Annotated in this window: 13 protein-coding genes; 2 read left to right on the forward strand and 11 right to left on the reverse strand. The window is 48.6% G+C overall.

Annotated elements, in window-relative coordinates; translation table 11 throughout:
• Positions 1-31 precede the first annotated feature (31 nt).
• A complete protein-coding gene (locus tag ESB13_RS07975) occupies positions 32-943 on the forward strand; it encodes an AraC family transcriptional regulator (RefSeq protein ID WP_129002475.1) in 912 nt (303 codons plus the stop codon).
• Here the strand turns inward: ESB13_RS07975 and ESB13_RS07980 are convergent.
• The 7 genes from ESB13_RS07980 to ESB13_RS08010 form a co-directional block, all read right to left on the reverse strand.
• On the reverse strand, positions 894-1973 hold the full coding sequence (locus tag ESB13_RS07980; protein WP_129002476.1) for a Gfo/Idh/MocA family protein: 1080 nt from the start codon (positions 1971-1973) through the stop codon (positions 894-896). The genes ESB13_RS07975 and ESB13_RS07980 overlap by 50 nt on opposite strands.
• A 94-nt stretch (positions 1974-2067) precedes the next feature.
• Positions 2068-2919, reverse strand: a complete 852-nt coding sequence (locus tag ESB13_RS07985; protein WP_129002477.1) for an amidohydrolase family protein — start codon at positions 2917-2919, stop codon at positions 2068-2070.
• 21 nt (positions 2920-2940) lie between these two features.
• Complete coding sequence (locus ESB13_RS07990) at positions 2941-4092, reverse strand: CaiB/BaiF CoA transferase family protein (RefSeq protein WP_129002478.1); 1152 nt, start codon at positions 4090-4092, stop codon at positions 2941-2943.
• 10 nt (positions 4093-4102) lie between these two features.
• The gene (locus ESB13_RS07995; RefSeq protein WP_129002479.1) at positions 4103-5245 is read right to left on the reverse strand and encodes a CaiB/BaiF CoA transferase family protein; all 1143 of its coding nucleotides are present in this window, start codon (positions 5243-5245) and stop codon (positions 4103-4105) included.
• On the reverse strand, positions 5242-6414 hold the full coding sequence (locus ESB13_RS08000; RefSeq protein ID WP_129002480.1) for an ABC transporter substrate-binding protein: 1173 nt from the start codon (positions 6412-6414) through the stop codon (positions 5242-5244). The genes ESB13_RS07995 and ESB13_RS08000 overlap by 4 nt, the downstream gene beginning before the upstream one ends.
• Before the next feature lie 13 nt (positions 6415-6427).
• On the reverse strand, positions 6428-6871 hold the full coding sequence (locus tag ESB13_RS08005) for a MaoC family dehydratase (RefSeq protein ID WP_129002481.1): 444 nt from the start codon (positions 6869-6871) through the stop codon (positions 6428-6430).
• A gap of 111 nt (positions 6872-6982) precedes the next feature.
• A complete protein-coding gene (locus ESB13_RS08010; RefSeq protein ID WP_129002482.1) occupies positions 6983-9283 on the reverse strand; it encodes a DUF5703 domain-containing protein in 2301 nt (766 codons plus the stop codon).
• 121 nt (positions 9284-9404) lie between these two features.
• Here ESB13_RS08010 and ESB13_RS08015 point away from each other — a divergent pair, with 121 nt between their 5' ends.
• Positions 9405-9881 carry a carboxypeptidase-like regulatory domain-containing protein gene (locus ESB13_RS08015; protein WP_129002483.1) on the forward strand — a complete coding sequence of 159 codons (477 nt, stop codon included), beginning with the start codon at positions 9405-9407 and terminating at the stop codon, positions 9879-9881.
• A gap of 15 nt (positions 9882-9896) precedes the next feature.
• Here ESB13_RS08015 and ESB13_RS08020 read toward each other — a convergent pair whose 3' ends face one another.
• From ESB13_RS08020 to ESB13_RS24180, 4 genes are all read right to left on the reverse strand, one after another.
• Positions 9897-11012, reverse strand: a complete 1116-nt coding sequence (locus ESB13_RS08020) for a glycoside hydrolase family protein (protein ID WP_246022470.1) — start codon at positions 11010-11012, stop codon at positions 9897-9899.
• A 157-nt stretch (positions 11013-11169) separates the two neighbouring features.
• Positions 11170-14535: a glycosyl hydrolase gene (locus tag ESB13_RS08025; RefSeq protein ID WP_129002484.1), complete on the reverse strand. Its 3366-nt coding sequence runs from the start codon at positions 14533-14535 to the stop codon at positions 11170-11172.
• Between the two features lie 131 nt (positions 14536-14666).
• Complete coding sequence (gene thiD / locus ESB13_RS08030; protein ID WP_129002485.1) at positions 14667-15491, reverse strand: bifunctional hydroxymethylpyrimidine kinase/phosphomethylpyrimidine kinase; 825 nt, start codon at positions 15489-15491, stop codon at positions 14667-14669.
• A gap of 181 nt (positions 15492-15672) precedes the next feature.
• The gene (locus tag ESB13_RS24180; RefSeq protein WP_129002486.1) at positions 15673-16200 is read right to left on the reverse strand and encodes an RNA recognition motif domain-containing protein; all 528 of its coding nucleotides are present in this window, start codon (positions 16198-16200) and stop codon (positions 15673-15675) included.
• Positions 16201-16496 lie beyond the last annotated feature (296 nt).

The raw sequence follows: 16496 nt of genomic DNA on the forward strand, positions 1-16496 counted from the left end.
ACTTTGTCAGTTTTTACGGTAACGATTGCATATGGATACTAATAACAAGGGAAGGTCACATAAGAATATCTGGTACGGGTTAGGACGACAGCGTATTGAAATACCAAAACCAGTATTGAAATCGAGAGTACATACCAATAGCTGGTTAAAACAAATGCATCTTTGCGGACTGGGTTATTACCCACGCGCAGAAGGCCATTACACTTACCGTAAAAAAGGTTTACCCGAAAACTTTTTGTTCTATTGTGTTGATGGACACGGATGGTATCAGTTAGGCGATAAACAATATACCGTAGGGCCCAATGAATTTTTTATGCTGCCCCAGAACGTAGAACATGCCTACGGCAGCGCAGAAGATGATCCCTGGACAATATACTGGATCCACTTCGGAGGAGACTTCCTTCCGGAATTCAACAACATGATCTCCGCAAAAGAGGTCATGAAACCAACCTATATCCAGAACAACGAGGAAATATATAAACTCTTTAGCCGCATTTATAAAACATTGGAATTGGGTTACAGTACCGATAACCTCATGTTCGTAAATATGTGCCTGTCGCATTTCCTGACTTTGTTCATGTATAGTCCCCGCCATCATACGGCTATCCCTCATGATAGTACAGACTGTATAGATAGCGCTATTGTTTATATGCAGGAACATATCAGCGAAAACCTTACGCTGAATGAACTAAGCCAGCATTACAACTATTCCCCTTCCCGCTTTTCAGGATTGTTCAAGCAGAAAACAGGCTATGCCCCTATCGATTATTTTATTCAGATGAAAATGCAGAAGGCCAGCCAGCAACTGGCGCTTACAAGTAAATCTATCAAGGATATTGCACTGAGCATGGGATTCGACGACCCTTACTATTTCAGCAGGCGTTTCAGAAAAATCATCGGGGTACCTCCAACAGCTTACCGGAATATGCGCCAGGATGGGTAAACTGCTGTAAAGGCACACCACCCGCTGCATTCGACTGGTAGGCAGCCTCAACACAGGCCATCGTATAAAAAGCATCGGTAACGGTGTTATCAGGTCCGCCCATATTTTCCGCCCCCGTGGCCATTACCTGCTTCATGGCACCGATAAAAGCATGCGGAAACCAGCTCCCCTCAACCGGAAGGGTCTTCCATTCAGGCGTACAGCCGTCTTCCAGTGTTACATATTCAAAAACATCAGGTATTCCACCCGGATAATTGATCAGCGACCCCATCGTCATTTTAATGGCGCCACGCGTACCTTCCAGCTTTATATAAGCCTGCTGATGCGCTTCGCCATATACATGTGTATGGTTGGTAGCTATGGCGGCGCGTATGCTGTCGCCATAATCCATAATGATATTGGAACGTACAGAAGATAACTGCGACATCAAAGGATGCCGTGTAGTTTTAGCATATACCGAGTGAGGATTTCCCAGGAAGGAACGCACCAGGTCTATATAATGTACACTATGATAAAGTATCTCTACCCGCGGGCTGTTATAAAGGAATTCCCATAAATGCCAGGGCGTAAAAACATTGACATTGACTTCTACATCACAAAGCTCTCCTATAACACCTGCCGCCAGCAACTCCCGCGCAGTTTTTACATAAGGAGCATAACGGAGCTGAAAATTGACCCCGGCCTTCATATGCTTACGGCTGGTAAGCGCTACTATCTGGCCCGCTTCCTCCAGATTATTACCCATAGGCTTCTGCATAAGCACAGTTGCACCATCAGGTAACTGGTTTAATACCGGCAATACGGCGTCCGCCGGCAGGGCTATGTCAAAAACGGCGTCGGCAGGCGCCTGGGCCAGTAATTCTTTCAGGCTATTGAAAACACGTGTGACGCCAAAACGGGTCGCAGTAGCATGCGCTTTCACCACATCCCTGTCATAAATACCCTCAACGGCATAACCTGCCAACTGGTAAGCTGGCAAATGCGCATCGTTAACAATTCCCCCGGCACCTATGATATAAATGGGTCTCATTCTCAATCGTAAAGAATCAAAAATAGAAATTCAGCAGCACAAAAGGAGTGACCGTAATTACCCTCCCCCAACCGGTTTCCGAAATTTAACTTTTTCAGACCCCGTAAAAGCCGGCCGCCGTTGTAAACAGCACTTTTTCCTGCCCCGCAACATCCCATAAACGGGCCAGCACCTCCCGGTACTGGGTCCAGGTATGAACGTAACTGCCCGCCGGCAGGGAAACCGGCCAGTCTCCACCGCAACAACAACGGTCTTCACCGAAATGCTCGGCAACGAATGAGATATAAGGAAAAACGGTGTCGGCAGACCAGCTGCCGCCAGCAGCTGCCGTTCCCAGACCCGATATTTTAACAAAGAAGTTGGAATGAGCCGCCGCCTCGCGCATTAATACACCCCACTCTCCAAAGCGTACGCCGGCGGCAACAGGAGGTTGATTCATATGGTCGAAGATCATCCGGAGCGAAGGTACCTTGCCGGCCAATTCCAGCGCCGTTTCTATATGAGAAGGCAATACGCCCACCAGATCGTAAGGCAATCCGTGGGCAGCGACCAATTTAAGGCTTTCTACGACGTTTTCCCGCAAAAGCCACCTTGGGTCTGCCTCGTCGTGGATCAGGTGCCTGATGCCCTTTAAAAGCCCGTTTTGGCCGTATTCTCCCGCCAGCAGGGCAGCAGTTTTATCCGGCTCAGCCAATGGCAGCCATCCCACTACACCAGAGATCCATTCTGCAGACGCTGCCGTTTTCAGCATCCATTCCGTGTCAGCAAGCGTATTATCGGCCTGTACCAGTATTCCGGCATGAATTCCCGCCGCTACACGATCGGCTTCCAGCTCCTCTAAAGCATAACTGCGCAACAAAGAGGCAGGCGCCGCCTGAAGCCAGTTGTATGGCGACAAGCTTCGCTCCCAGATATGTACATGCGTGTCGATGGTTTTGCCGGACATGCAGGCAATATAAATATTGTTTTAATAGGAAACGAGTCCAAACTGTTTTTCTATCAAACTGTTATGCTCCCCTAATAAAGGAGCCCCCTGTTCAGAATGAAATATCTCAGCGTCAATTTTTATGGGACAACGGGTAGTTTTTATAGAAAGGCCATTGCTGGTTTTCACCTGCAGATCCATATGCAGCGCCTGGTAGGCGGGCTCTTTCATCATGGTATCGTAATTCATGACCGGGGCGCACCAGATATCTGCGGGCTCCAGGATCGACAGCCAGTACTTTGTAGCTTGCGTGGTCAAATGCTTCGCCAATACCTGTTTAATCTCATCCCGCTTACTAAACCAGTCGCCGGCATCGGTATACGGCGCCAGCGCTTCACAGTCCAATAACTTACAAAGTATCCTGATATCGCCCATGGCAAGCGCCAGATGGCCGTCTGCCGTACGGTAAATGCCATACGGAGCCGCGATATAGGCATGCGCTCCATTCACAGCGCTGCGAACAGGCAGCTGACCGCCATCATTATAAAAACAGGTAAGCACCTCGAACTGGAAATCCAGGGCCGCTTCCAGCATACTCACCTGCACCAGTGCGCCGGTGCCGTGGATCGCACGTTGATAAAGTGCTGCCAGAATGCCCTGCGCTATATGTGTACCCGCCAGTATATCCACTACAGATACGCCCATGGGGGTCGGATAATCCGTTTGTTTGTTATTCAGCCAGGTTAAACCCGATAAGGCCTGCACCAACAGATCCTGCCCGGGCAGTTCTTTCCAGGGACCTTCCTCACCATACCCGTTCACCTCGGCATATACTATCGAAGGATTGACCGCTTTCACCGATTCATAGTCCAACCCAAGCCTTGTCATCACACCCGGCCGGAAATTATGCATCACAACATCGGCGCTCTTTAAAAGCTGCTTTACCTTTTCCAGGTCTTCTTTATTCTTCAGATCAGCAGCATAACTCTGCTTGTTACGGTTAATGGCGTGAAAAATAGTGGACTCCCCTTCTATCACTACTTCGGATACATAAAGATGACGGCAGATATCGCCCGTACCGGGCTTCTCTATCTTGATCACCTGTGCTCCCATATCGGCCAGCCGAAGGCTTGCCGAGGGCCCGGAGAGAAACTGACTGAAATCTATGACTATGATATCCTGCAACGGCTTCATTACACAATCGTTATTTAGTGAATTCTTCGGTTATCTGTTTAGTATGCTGCCCCAGCAACGGCGCCGCTTTTTTTGAAGTAAGCCTTTCTCCGTTGAAACGCACCGGACAGCGTGTAGTGGTGATCTGCTGGCCACCCGCAGTGGTAATTACTTGCTCCATCCCAATCCTACGGTAACCTTCCTGCTCACTTAGCTGTTGCCAGTTAAATACCTGCATGGCCCATAGATCATGTTCATGAAGAAGTGCCAGCCAATAGGCAGAAGAACGCTGCGATAAATGAGCAGCCAGGCACTGCTTTATAAGGTCTCTTTTCAAAAACACATCCGCCTGATCAAACGTCAGCAGGTCGTCACAGCCAATATGTTTTCCCAACTCATGAATATTCATCATAGCAATGGCTATATGGCCATCACTGGTGGCATAAATGCCATAAGGAGCTCCCAGCAACGGGTTACCGTTGCTTACGCCACTTCGCTGCGGCAATGTTCCGCTTGCATGGTAAGTGGTCACCAGCTCAAACTGGAAGTCAATCAATGACTCCAGCAGGCTTATTTCCACTCGCGCGCCCTTACCCGTTTTATGACGGCGGATAAGCGCTCCCAGAATTCCCTGCACCAGCTGGGCGCCGCAAAGCGTATCTCCTATCGATAAACCAAAAGGTACCGGGTCGTCTCCTGCATTGCCACTGGTATAAGCTAAACCGCTCACCGACTGCAACAACAGGTCCTGCCCCGGCCTGTTCTTCCACGGACCTTCCTTGCCGTAACCGGAGATCTCGGCATAAATGATCCGTGGATGCCAGTCCTGGATACTATCATAGTCCAGTCCTATTTTTTCCATAACGCCCGGACGGAAATTATGAATAAGCACATCCGCTTTTAAGATCAGCTTTTTTACCAGTTCCCGGTCTTCTTCCTTTTTCAGATCGGCAGTAAAACTTTCTTTATTGCGGTTGATGGTATGAAATAATAAACTATCCTCTTCCACCCAAAGGTCTTTGATAGCCAGCCTGCGGCCGGCATCACCACCCTGCGGGCGTTCTATTTTAATAACCCTTGCTCCCAGATCTGCAAGGCGTAACCCCGCAGATGGCCCCGACAAGTACTGGCTGAATTCCAGCACCACTAATCCCTGTAATGGCAATTGGTTCATAACGACGGATTTAAAGCAGGAAGATCATAAAGGGAGTGTTGATATAAATTGTTCATGGTATCCAGCACCTTGCCGGCATCTCCGCCATACTGCAGAAAATCCTGCAACGGCACACCTGCGCGGTCCTGGAAATACAAATGCCCGCTATAACGCGGCCTCAGGAAGGCATTGTCCATAGAAGGCAACAGGTCACGAAAGAAATTATCTGTAATATAATTCGCATCTTCATCAAGCCATGCAAGCCTGTGACCGGGCTGTCCTCCGTTCTGTACGTAAAACTGCGCCTGGAAATCGGAAGAGGCAACCATTTCAGCAAAAAGCAGCGCCTCTTCGCGGTGCGATGAATATGCCGATACGGCAAGCCCCGTGCCTCCAATAGTGCCACGGAGTTTTTGTCCGTTGGCAAACGTTACCAGGTCGCCATACTTTAAACGGAATTCAGAATAACCTTTACGTGCATAGTTCGAATAGCTATAGGCAAAAGGACAGTACAGGTAATCGTCTTCAGACGACATCAGCTCTGCTACTGCTATAGGATTATAGCTATACATCTTTTTATCGATCAGCGCATAAAACTCGCGCATCGTTTCCAGGGCTTTTAAACCGGTGGCGCGGTCTATCACCTCATCTTCTGTTTTAAAAGGAGCATTACCATGAACGATGCAAAAAGTATAAAAATTCATGAGCAGGTCAATAGGAATGGCAGGCACCGCAACTTTTCCCAACCTGGCCAGCGCCAGCACGTCTTCCCATGTTTCAGGAACAGCAATACCTTCACGCTCCAGCAGGTCGGCACGGTAACTCGCTGCCGGCGATGCGGCATCTATTGCCAGTGCCCACTGATGACCGCCATAAAAATAACTGGAATGAGAAGCACCAACAGAATGAGCAGCCTGGTCTGCCAGGTAATGCTTCGATATATATTGATCCAGTGGCAAAACACCCAATGTAGCGGCGGCAGTACCTACCCAGGGATGATCTATAACCAGTAAATCGTAATGTGTAACCAGTTTTTCAATCGGATAGTCGGCAAATTCTTGGAGTGATCTTTTTTTCCAGATAAATTCAATCTCAGGATATATTTCAGAAAAACGCTGTGCAGCGGCAAATAATGGTGTAATACCCCGGCTATGTCCCCAGGTGATTCCATTGACAACAATCTTTGGCATTTGCAATGTTTTTTTAGGCTGACTTCTTCTTCGCCAGCAGAATGTGCTCACAAACCATTACCAGTTCCTGGTTTTGATTGAAGGTTTCTACCAACTCAGTCACCAGGCCATAACCCGGTTTCTTATGTTCTTTCAGCGCTGTTATCGTTATTTTCACTTTTATAGTGTCTCCAATGAACACAGGCTTTGTAAAACGCAACCGCTCATACCCATAGGTCATGGCGAGCTCGTTGATATGGCCTGCTGTTAATCCCACTGCTACACTGAAAATAAGCGTTCCGTGTGCCATCCGCTGTTTAAAAGGTTGCGTCTTGCACCACTCCGCATCCATATGATGCGGAAAAAAATCGCCCGTCTGACCAGCATGTATTACAATGTCTGTTTCAGTGATGGTACGACCTCCTGTTTCCCTTACCTCATGTAACTCAAATTCCTCGAAATACTTATTCAAAATCATACGCCCTGTGCTATCTGTTTCAACACACATAAATGTCCACCTTAATGCGGGGGCGTACAATAGATTATTTAGGCATTTTAATGGACTATTTTGCTATCCGGTTCAAATCTATTATTTATTCTGATAGGAAAATATGACATCTGTTTGCCTTTTGGCAGGAGTTACCTGCAACCGTTGCAACTTACCGTCTTTTACAGCGCCTTCAATCACCGTATTATAGGGAGCATGCAGTTTGAACCTTGCATTCCACCCTTCCGGCCACGCCGGTAACAGGTAAATTTTCTTTCCATCTGTTTGCACCAGCATCTCCTGCAAGCCTATCATAGCCGCACCACCCCAGTTATGATCGGGTGTCCAGTCAAATCCCGGCCCCCAGAAACTGGGAAACCGGTGACGCCCGTTCGCAAACTTCAAAGCGGCATAATACCCCGCTTCTTCCCGGAGCCCCAGCCTTGCGGCAAAAATGTTATACTGCCTCCACCCTACATGACTGCGGTATTTTACAACATGAGGGTCGTAGTTCCAGGTATTGAGCGCCGTATCCAGACCTGGTTTGCCCACACCATAAATACCCCAGGGGTATACAGGATACAACTGCGGCGCCTCGCTGTTTTGTACCCTGGCCCATGTTACAGCAGGCGATAACATGGTATGCCCTTCCACCTGGCGGTAAGGAAGCTCAGGTATCCGTTGCAACATTATTTTCCATTGCCCGCGGCGGGCGCTGTCGAGGTACTGCTCAGGCAATTCAAGTAACCGCCCCAGCGTCACCCGCAAGGCAGCTATTACCGTCGTAGAATTATAGGCCATTTTAAACGTCTCTGCCGCCGAACTGGGATAAAATACATATTTCCCGTTCTCATCCCAGATCCTGGCCCCCAGTTTGCGTGCGAGATACTGGTAATGTTCATCATAAAACTGCAGGCAGCTCTCTATAAAAGGAATATAGGCATGAATATCACGCCCTTCATACCGCTCCAGTTCCAGCATCATCAGGCAAAACTCAAAAACGGTCTCCCACTGGTATTCCAGCCAGGCATTGTATTCTATGCCTGCATCATAGCCGGCAGGCCGCTTTAACCCGTATTCCGTAACATTGGGTAAACCAAAATTCTCCAGCTGCTCGGTAAAACACGCGCCGCCATGATTCCAGTACACCTGGCTCCGAAGCTCCGCGTTTTTCAGCATACGCAAATAATAGTCAAGTTGAGAAGGTAGCAGGTCAAAATCGCCATTGCGCAGCATCGGGAAATATACCAGCCGCTGATTCTGCGCGGTCATCAGCCCGCCGCCCCATAACCTGAAATCAGGCGTAAAATGATATTGTGTATCTACATACACCGGATCAAAAGTGAACAAACCGCCATTGAAACGGGTAGGATATTTTCCATAGGCATTACATCCCAGCTGGTAGCGGAATAACTGGTAGTTGCGTGAAATAGCTTGTAAGCTGTCTGCGGCATTGTCTATCACAATATAACTTCTGTCCCAAAACTGCTGCCACCATTTTTCCGTGGCTGCACGGGCCGTTTTCCTGTTTTTATAAGCAGCCTGTATAACAGAGTCCAGTCCGCTTTTCCAGCGGTGAACAGATTCCGCCTGCTCTATGTGCATCCCTATCTCCAGCTGCTGCGAACGTGCCGGGGCCTTGCTCTGCAAACTCCATGAATAAAAAGACGTACCTGCATAAGAACCACTATCAACTCCCTTTGCATACATTCCTTCTCCGCGCATGACACCCCCGGAAGTAAGATCTTTTAACGGATTGAACAGCTGGGCTTTCACCGTTTCCATCTGCTCCACCTTCACGGTATAATCAAAGATATCCTGCACATCACGCCTGTTCCTGTGATAGAAAACAACCGCATCCTTATCAAAAGTCACTTCATCTTTATAGGTAATGACCGGAAACGGCTGTTTGGCTTTATAGGAATTGCCTCTCATTTCCTTTAAGGCCTGCTGACGATCGGCATAACGCCAGTTCTCGTAAGCAGCCGCTACCGTAACAGGCTTTTTGCTTTTAATAGCCACATGCACTACGGGACGGTACACATCTACCCATAATTCAATACTAACACCACCACCACTCACCACCACATAACCTTCCTGCAACTTTAACTCCTGCCTGAAATCGGTTCCACTGAATGGATCTGAAGACAGCTTCAAGCGCACCCGGCCCTGCTTCAGCATAGCATTGCTTTCGTCAAAAGCCCCGCTCCGCGACAAATAAAAAAGCAGCGCACCATTTTCCACCCACACATTCAGCCCTATATCGCCACCGCCACAGGGCATAGACTCCGAGGCATTTTTACTTTGGCTGGTCCATACCACGTTATAAGCGTCTTTGGCGGGAGGCTGCGCCGCCGCAACCAACGCAGATAATAGGAAAGAAGAAAGGATCAAAAATTTCATGTGATGGCAGATATTCAAAAGAACAATAAGGATTCAAAATTAGACTAACTCAGCGTTTTAAACATACATTCACATTTCCCTGTCTATATTTATTGCATTCTAATCACAACAAAACAAACATATGGCATTCAGATTCCTGCTGGCATTGGCGCTTATGCCGCTTGCATTACAGGCGCAAACCTTTAATACCGGCGCTAACAAAACCGGCAGAAGCTTTTTTCCCGCAGGGAATGTAGAAGGACGGCTGGTTGACAGTACCAACAAACCCGTTAAAGGCGCCACGGTTATATTACAGCAGCAGGATTTTAATATAGGTACTCCCGAAGCAGGCGCTCCCGATCCCTACTATAAAGAAGTCACCACTAAAAAGAATGGCAAATTCAGCTTTGGCATGTTACGCCCGTTTCACAGGTATAAACTTACCGTTATGGCCGACGGTTACCGCAGGCTGGAAAAAAACATCAATTACGCCACCCCCTCCGGAAACAAAACGGCCAGGGAAATGGAAGATTCCCTGGCGCTTGCATTACCTAACAGAAGAATTTCCTCTACCGGAAAAGACCTCGGCGATCTTCATCTGATTGCTTTACCCCGTTAGGCCCGGGAATTTCATTTATTTGAACTCCAGCGTGCTTTTCCCAAGATCAACGGAAGTGGCTACCGCTATTCCACGCTTATCTTTTTGATTCACGGCGTTGTAGAAATGATATACAACACCATTCCATTTCACCACAAACGACTTGTGTGCAAATCTTGCATCGTAAGGCTCTGAAGAATTGATCAGATCAGGGCCTTTCCAGTCGGTCCAGTTCACCAGATCGTAAGAACAGGCGAAACGATTGAAGGCATCTTTCCTGCCTTCCCAGAAGGCGCCGAAATAAAACATCACCCATACATCGCCGATCTTCTGGATAATAGCATCACCGGTAATCCCTTTTGAATGATGCATTACAGGCTCCTGTTTGAAACGCTGCCAGTGAATCATATCATTCGATACCGCCATGCCAATACGTTCGTACCAGCGGGTTTTGATATTGTTTGCCGCAGAATCGCCATTGGCATTATAGTACATCACAAACGGATAGCCTGTGAGCTTCTCCTTATCCCATATCACTGTGCTTTTGAACAGTTTCCTGTTTTCCCACCAGCGTACATCTTTATCGGTAGCGGTAAAAACAGGCTTCGGCAAACGTGTCCACTCGTGTACTTTGGCAGGAGATTTCTTTGTATATGCAATGCCCAGCGCCAATGCACCGGCCTCATACCCTTTTTCATTACCGCCGAAATAAGACAACCAGTATTTGTTCTTATATTTCTGCAGTTCATAACTGCCGCCCCATGTATAATCTTCCAGGGCAAGATAACCGGCTTTATGATGGGTATCCCAGTCGGTAGTATCGGAGAACGACATAATACGCCCCTTGTTGCTCCAATGTAACAGATCGTTACTTTCAGCCAGCCATGTTTCATAACCGCGGCCATCAAACACAACATAGGTCATATACCATTTATTGTCTTTACGGAATACAGTAGGACAATCCATCTTTTTGGCTTCACTATCTGTAACCATCACCAATCCATACTTATAAGGCGTTTTAACAGAGTCGTAGATCCGCTGCATTACAGCAGCAGGAACAGCGTCAGGGAGATTTGCTTTCTGCGCTGCTGCATTCGCCGTTACCAGTATGCCAACCAGAAAACACGCAAGCATCGTATTCAATTGTTTCATCCGTATATTTTTTATTTTTTCAATGGTCGGATGGAACTCCGCACATAAATTTTCCGGAGTGCAGTTTTTTATAAAGCTCCGTTTCATAAAAGTGTAAAATTATCTTCTCACCATCGCCGGGCAATAGCATGTTTTCCTATAATGATGGATTATATTATTATTCTGCTGCAATGGTCACCGGGCCCAGTAAACCCGCCGCCTCCAATGGTTTGCCTTCCAGGCGGAAAGGAGCTGTGGTCCATGTTACAGGCTTCTGATCTTTCAGGATATGATCTCCTATCAAACGGTTAGCCCAGGTATTTGTAACACTGATCTCCAGTTTATTCATGCCTTTCTTCAATGCCTTTGTAATGTCTACGCGATAAGGCGCAGTCCAGCTGATACCACAATCCACACCATTCAGTTTCACAGCTGCCAGATTTGCCACCTCTCCCAGCTGCAGCCAGGTACGGCCCGAAGGCAGGCTCTGATTCCATTCAAGATCATACGTATATACGGCCGTTCCGGAATAATACTTCACACCAGGCAGCTCATGTTTCGACCAGTCCTGTAAACGGGAGAATGGCACAGCGGCAGCGGGGCCGCCAAATGCAGTATCGAACTGTACTTTCCAGCCGCCTTGCAGTGTTTGTATCACTTTAGGAGTAGTATAGTTATTTCCTGACGCCTGTTTTGCAGGCACTGCTTTTTTACGCAGCACAACGAATACGGAAGCATTGGCCTCAAGCTTTACAGGCAATACCGTACGTCCGCCCTGTACCTTCCAGTTCCTCGCCACCATTGTATCGCCGGTAACAGGATCCCAGAGTTCAGGCAGGCGGCCTGTTTCGCGCAACGATAATTCCAGTATCCTGGGCTTATCCAGTTGGTTGGCTACAAAATACAGGTCGAAATCAGCAGCGGTGCGGTGCGTCCACGCCATCGCTTTAGCCTGTTTGCCGGTACTGTCTTTCATGATAAGATCCGGAGCAATTCCTAGTGCTGCGAAACTAGCATCATTGTAAGGCGCTTTCAGCAATTTACCTTTGCCTGTAACCACAGGTAAAGCAACAGCTTCCTGGTGCAAACCCGGCGCTTTTAACGAGCGGTCGCCTGCAATTACAGTAGCACCTGCTTTAACCAGCTCTCCAATTCGTTTTGCTACAGCAGGATTCATATAGCCGCCATCAGGCGTAGCTGCGCCCGGAACCGGTAATACCAGCACACCATAGCTGGCGCCGCCAGGTAAAACAATACGGCCATCGTGCACAGTAGCCAGCCGCAGGATGGCATCTTCATTAAAAGAGTCGTAAGCATAACCTCTTAATGGATCGGTCCAGTTCTCAGGATCCGCCATATTCGCAGCGTGTGTTACACCATCAGGTTTAACTCGCAATGGTTGTCCCACGTTTGCAAGACGCAGCTTTTCTTCACGAACCCGGTCGGCTCCCATTATTCCGGGCAATGTAGTTACCAGCCTGTCGGGAAGAATGGAGCGGCGTGGCAGTTCCTCGCCGGTAAATACGGCAACATCAGCAACAGGTTTTCCCAGCTGCAGTAACGACTGGCAACGGCGGGCATAGTCAACCCAGGCAACTCCCGGCTTCCACCAGGTTTGATCACGCTGAAAATACAGGCCTACCCCATCCAGTGTAGAACCGGGTTTGCGGTCAGTCCAGGGATTCTGTACAAAAACATGGTATGCCACACTGTTCAGGCCAAGTGCATAGTTGCGGTCCTGTATCGTCTTTAAACTGCCGGGATGTTCATTCCAGGCCATACGCACGGTGGTAAATGCTTCTGCCTGAATCACCGGCTTACCATAAATATGCGCACCGGAAATGGCATCCAGCATATCATTGGGTTTGTCGTGCGTAGGACTGTTGAACCAGAATTCACCCATAGGCATGTCTACCTTGCTAAAATGCAGCATGCCATCGCTCATCATGGTAGGCGCTACGCTCTCGGCAACAAGCTCACAACCATTATCATGCGCCAGCTTCGCAAATGTGGCAAAGCAGGTATCACTTATCAGCTGCGCGATCGTCTGGCGAACATCATATAAAAAACCTTCAGCTATAGCTACAGAGCCTACCGGAATACCTGCCATGGCCGGCAGGTAAGGCAAAGGATCATATCCTCTTAAACGCTGAAAAGCATCACGGAAAACAGGCGACCAGTTCTGACTGCCCGATTCCCAGCTTTCAAGAAATAATCTCGTAAGGTTGGAAGCCAGCTCAGGCCCGCCGCGACGACGGGCTTCCCTGAACCAGTTATTGAATTGTAATTCTATAGCAGCAGGATTAAACCTGTCGCATTCCAATCCTATCCCTGCGCCACCGGTGGCATTTGTATGCCCTGTGGCGGTATGTCCCATACGCAGAATGGTCCACCTGCCCGCAGGTACCTCCCAAACCAGTTGCCCGCGTGCATTTACCTTACCGGAAAGCGGTATGACCTTATCTATAGGTACACATAACGAATCAGGCAATTGCTGCTCAGTGGTACGCGGACTAATACGCCATACCAATCCTGATTTCCCTTCGTACTGGTGCAACCTGGGTGCGGTTAACAGTTCAATTCCCTTTAGCTTAAGGGTTGGTTTCCACTTGGCAGCATCCAGGTCTTCCGATCCCGGCTCGGTGCCTTCTTTATCATATACAAAACGGAAATACTTTGCGGTAACAGGTTCTATGGCATGCGTAACATCTGCATCCGTATCCTGCCAGCCATGGCGCGGCGCCTGTAAACGTCCGGCATTGCGGAAGCGGACACCATCGTCACTAACTTGTATCAGCAGCCGGTGCGCCTGGTAATTATTACCATTGGTTCTTATAACAATAGCACGGCAGGTAAAAGGCCGGGCATAACTATATTGAATCCAGCAGGGATCATTGGAACTGAAAGTTTTGGTATTATTCTTCGAAGCCAGACCCGAAACATCTCCGTCCGCCCTGGAGCTGGTTATAACGGGCAATGGAGCCGTTATAGCGGGTTCCTGGGAAGGATAAGCATACACGGCTATATCGCGGTAATACCCTTTATAAGTTTCCGGTAAAGGCAATGTGTCCTGAAAACGTTTTCCTCCTTCTACTTCCAGCGAACTGTACACTACTTTCTGCATCGCCAGATCCGGTGTGATCCAGGGACCACCTGCCAGCGAAAATCCATCACTCGCCACCATCGACAGTCTTACACCAATACGTTTTGCTTCCTTCATCGCAAACACCATCATCTCCCACCACTCAGGAGTCAGCTGCCGCATCGCAGGCTGATAAACAGGCGGATTGGCAGCATCTTTAATGGTCATAAGATAAGCGCCTGCGATACCCGCTTCTTTCATTGCCATTAAATCGGCAGTGATCCCTTCCCGCGACACAGCGCCTTGTACCCAATGCCAGAACACCCATGGCGCGGCAGCGGCCGGAGGCTGATGAAATTGCCGGTATAACTCAGCGGCACTCACTTCATGATACAACGGACTAGTTACCTGTGCATGAGCCGCACAAGTCAACAGCAAGAGGGGGAAACATAATTTCTTCATATCTGGCATGCCAAATAATAATTTACGGTAAGATGGAAGATCAATACACTCTTACACAAGCAAGCCAGACAGCCGGCTACGCCGGGTCGCAAATATCCGATTTTTTAATGAAGTCGTTCTACAAAAGGAGGTTAATTGAACACCTGTAGCGGTAACGGCCTGAAAAAATGATTCAGCGGCCCCGGACCTTCGCCCGATACCACATCTTTGCCCGCAGCTATTGCCTGGTTCATATAGTTTTTGGCTTCGGCAATGGCATCTTTCAACGCCATTCCCCTTGCCAGCAGCGCCGCTATTGCCGACGACAGCGTACAGCCTGTACCATGCAGGTTCAGCGAATCGATACGCGCAGCGCGGTATACCTGCTCATCACCGGCGGCATCGCGGTACACATCGTATAGTTCAGCCGTATTTTTTAAATGTCCGCCTTTCACCAATACGGCACGGGCGCCCATGGCCAGTATGCGCGAGGCTGCCTGTTGCATGGAAGGCAGATCGGTAACGGCAATACCCGTTAGTAACGCAGCCTCCTTCAGGTTAGGCGTTACCAGCGTTGCCATAGGGAATAAGCACTGCTGTAGAGACTCATGGATCCCCTCCTCCGCAAGGGATTGCCCCCGGGAGGAAGACATTACAGGATCTACAATAAGTGGAGTAGCCGGGTAAGAAAGCAAAGCTGTTGCAATAGCAAACACCTGCCCTTTGCCGGCGATCATACCCGTTTTAATAGCAGCAGGAGGCATATCGTCCATGATAGTCCGGATCTGCGCTTCCACAACAGAAGCCGGAATAACATGAATATCGGTAACCCCCAGGGTATTCTGGGCAGTAACGGCAGTAACAGCAGTGGTAGCATAAGCTCCAAGCGCCGATATCGTTTTAATATCAGCCTGGATACCCGCACCACCACCACTGTCCGATCCTGCGATCGTTAATACAGTAGGATATCGTTTCATATGTATGCTGTAAACTGGAATCATTCAAGATCCCTGATCGTTAAGCTTGCTTATTGCAAGTGGTGTTTACGGTCCTTTGTGGAGATATTCATCTTCGCCACTTCTAAGGCGAGTATTCTTTCCTTCAAACTAACGTAATACATTGTACGCCTAAGCTACAGCAGCCATAACACACCGCTGGCTAGTAACGATTGTTGAATCCGCCACGGTCATCACCGCCGCTGCGGTAACCTCCGCCACTACCACCACGATCGCCACCGCCACGGTATCCGCCGCGATCACCACCACGGTCATCACCACCACTGCGGTAACCACCACGATCGCCACCGCCACGATAACCACCACGGTCGCCGCCACGATCGCCACCGCCACGGTATCCGCCGCGATCACCACCACGGTCGCCACCACCACGATAACCACCACCGCCGCCACCGCTGCGGAAACCACCGCCGCCGCCACCTTGCGCCTGCTGGGCATCAGCTTCTTTTACTGACATTTTCTTTCCACGTAATCCAGCACCATCCAGTGTTTCAATGGCTTGCCTGGCGTCATTGCTATCCGGCATATCAACAAAACCAAATCCCCTGCTTTTACCTGTTTCCCTGTCTAAGATCACTTTCGCCGAAGTCACATCACCGTATAACTCGAACATCTCTTTTAAATCTACATCGTCCAGGTCGTTCGATAAACCTGCTACAAAAAGCTTCATGGTGCTATATTTTATATGGGTAAAAATACAAATAGCGTCCGAACTGAAGAATTTATTATTTTCTACAGCCGCCAGCCCCTGTTTTTCCCTCAACAGAACCCCATTACACATCATAAAACAAATAGTTTCATACCATTCGTCATAATTCCTGTTCATTTAGTCTATCAAATAGATAGGAATTACTAGTTTTGCGGTATCCTCACATTCCTATGAAGGATAACTATTAAACCACATACATGAAACAGAAACTAACGCAACGTATCCGATGTTGTTTCAACACCTGATTCTCCAGCATC

This window comes from Filimonas effusa (genome assembly GCF_004118675.1).
Classification (GTDB): domain Bacteria; phylum Bacteroidota; class Bacteroidia; order Chitinophagales; family Chitinophagaceae; genus Filimonas; species Filimonas effusa.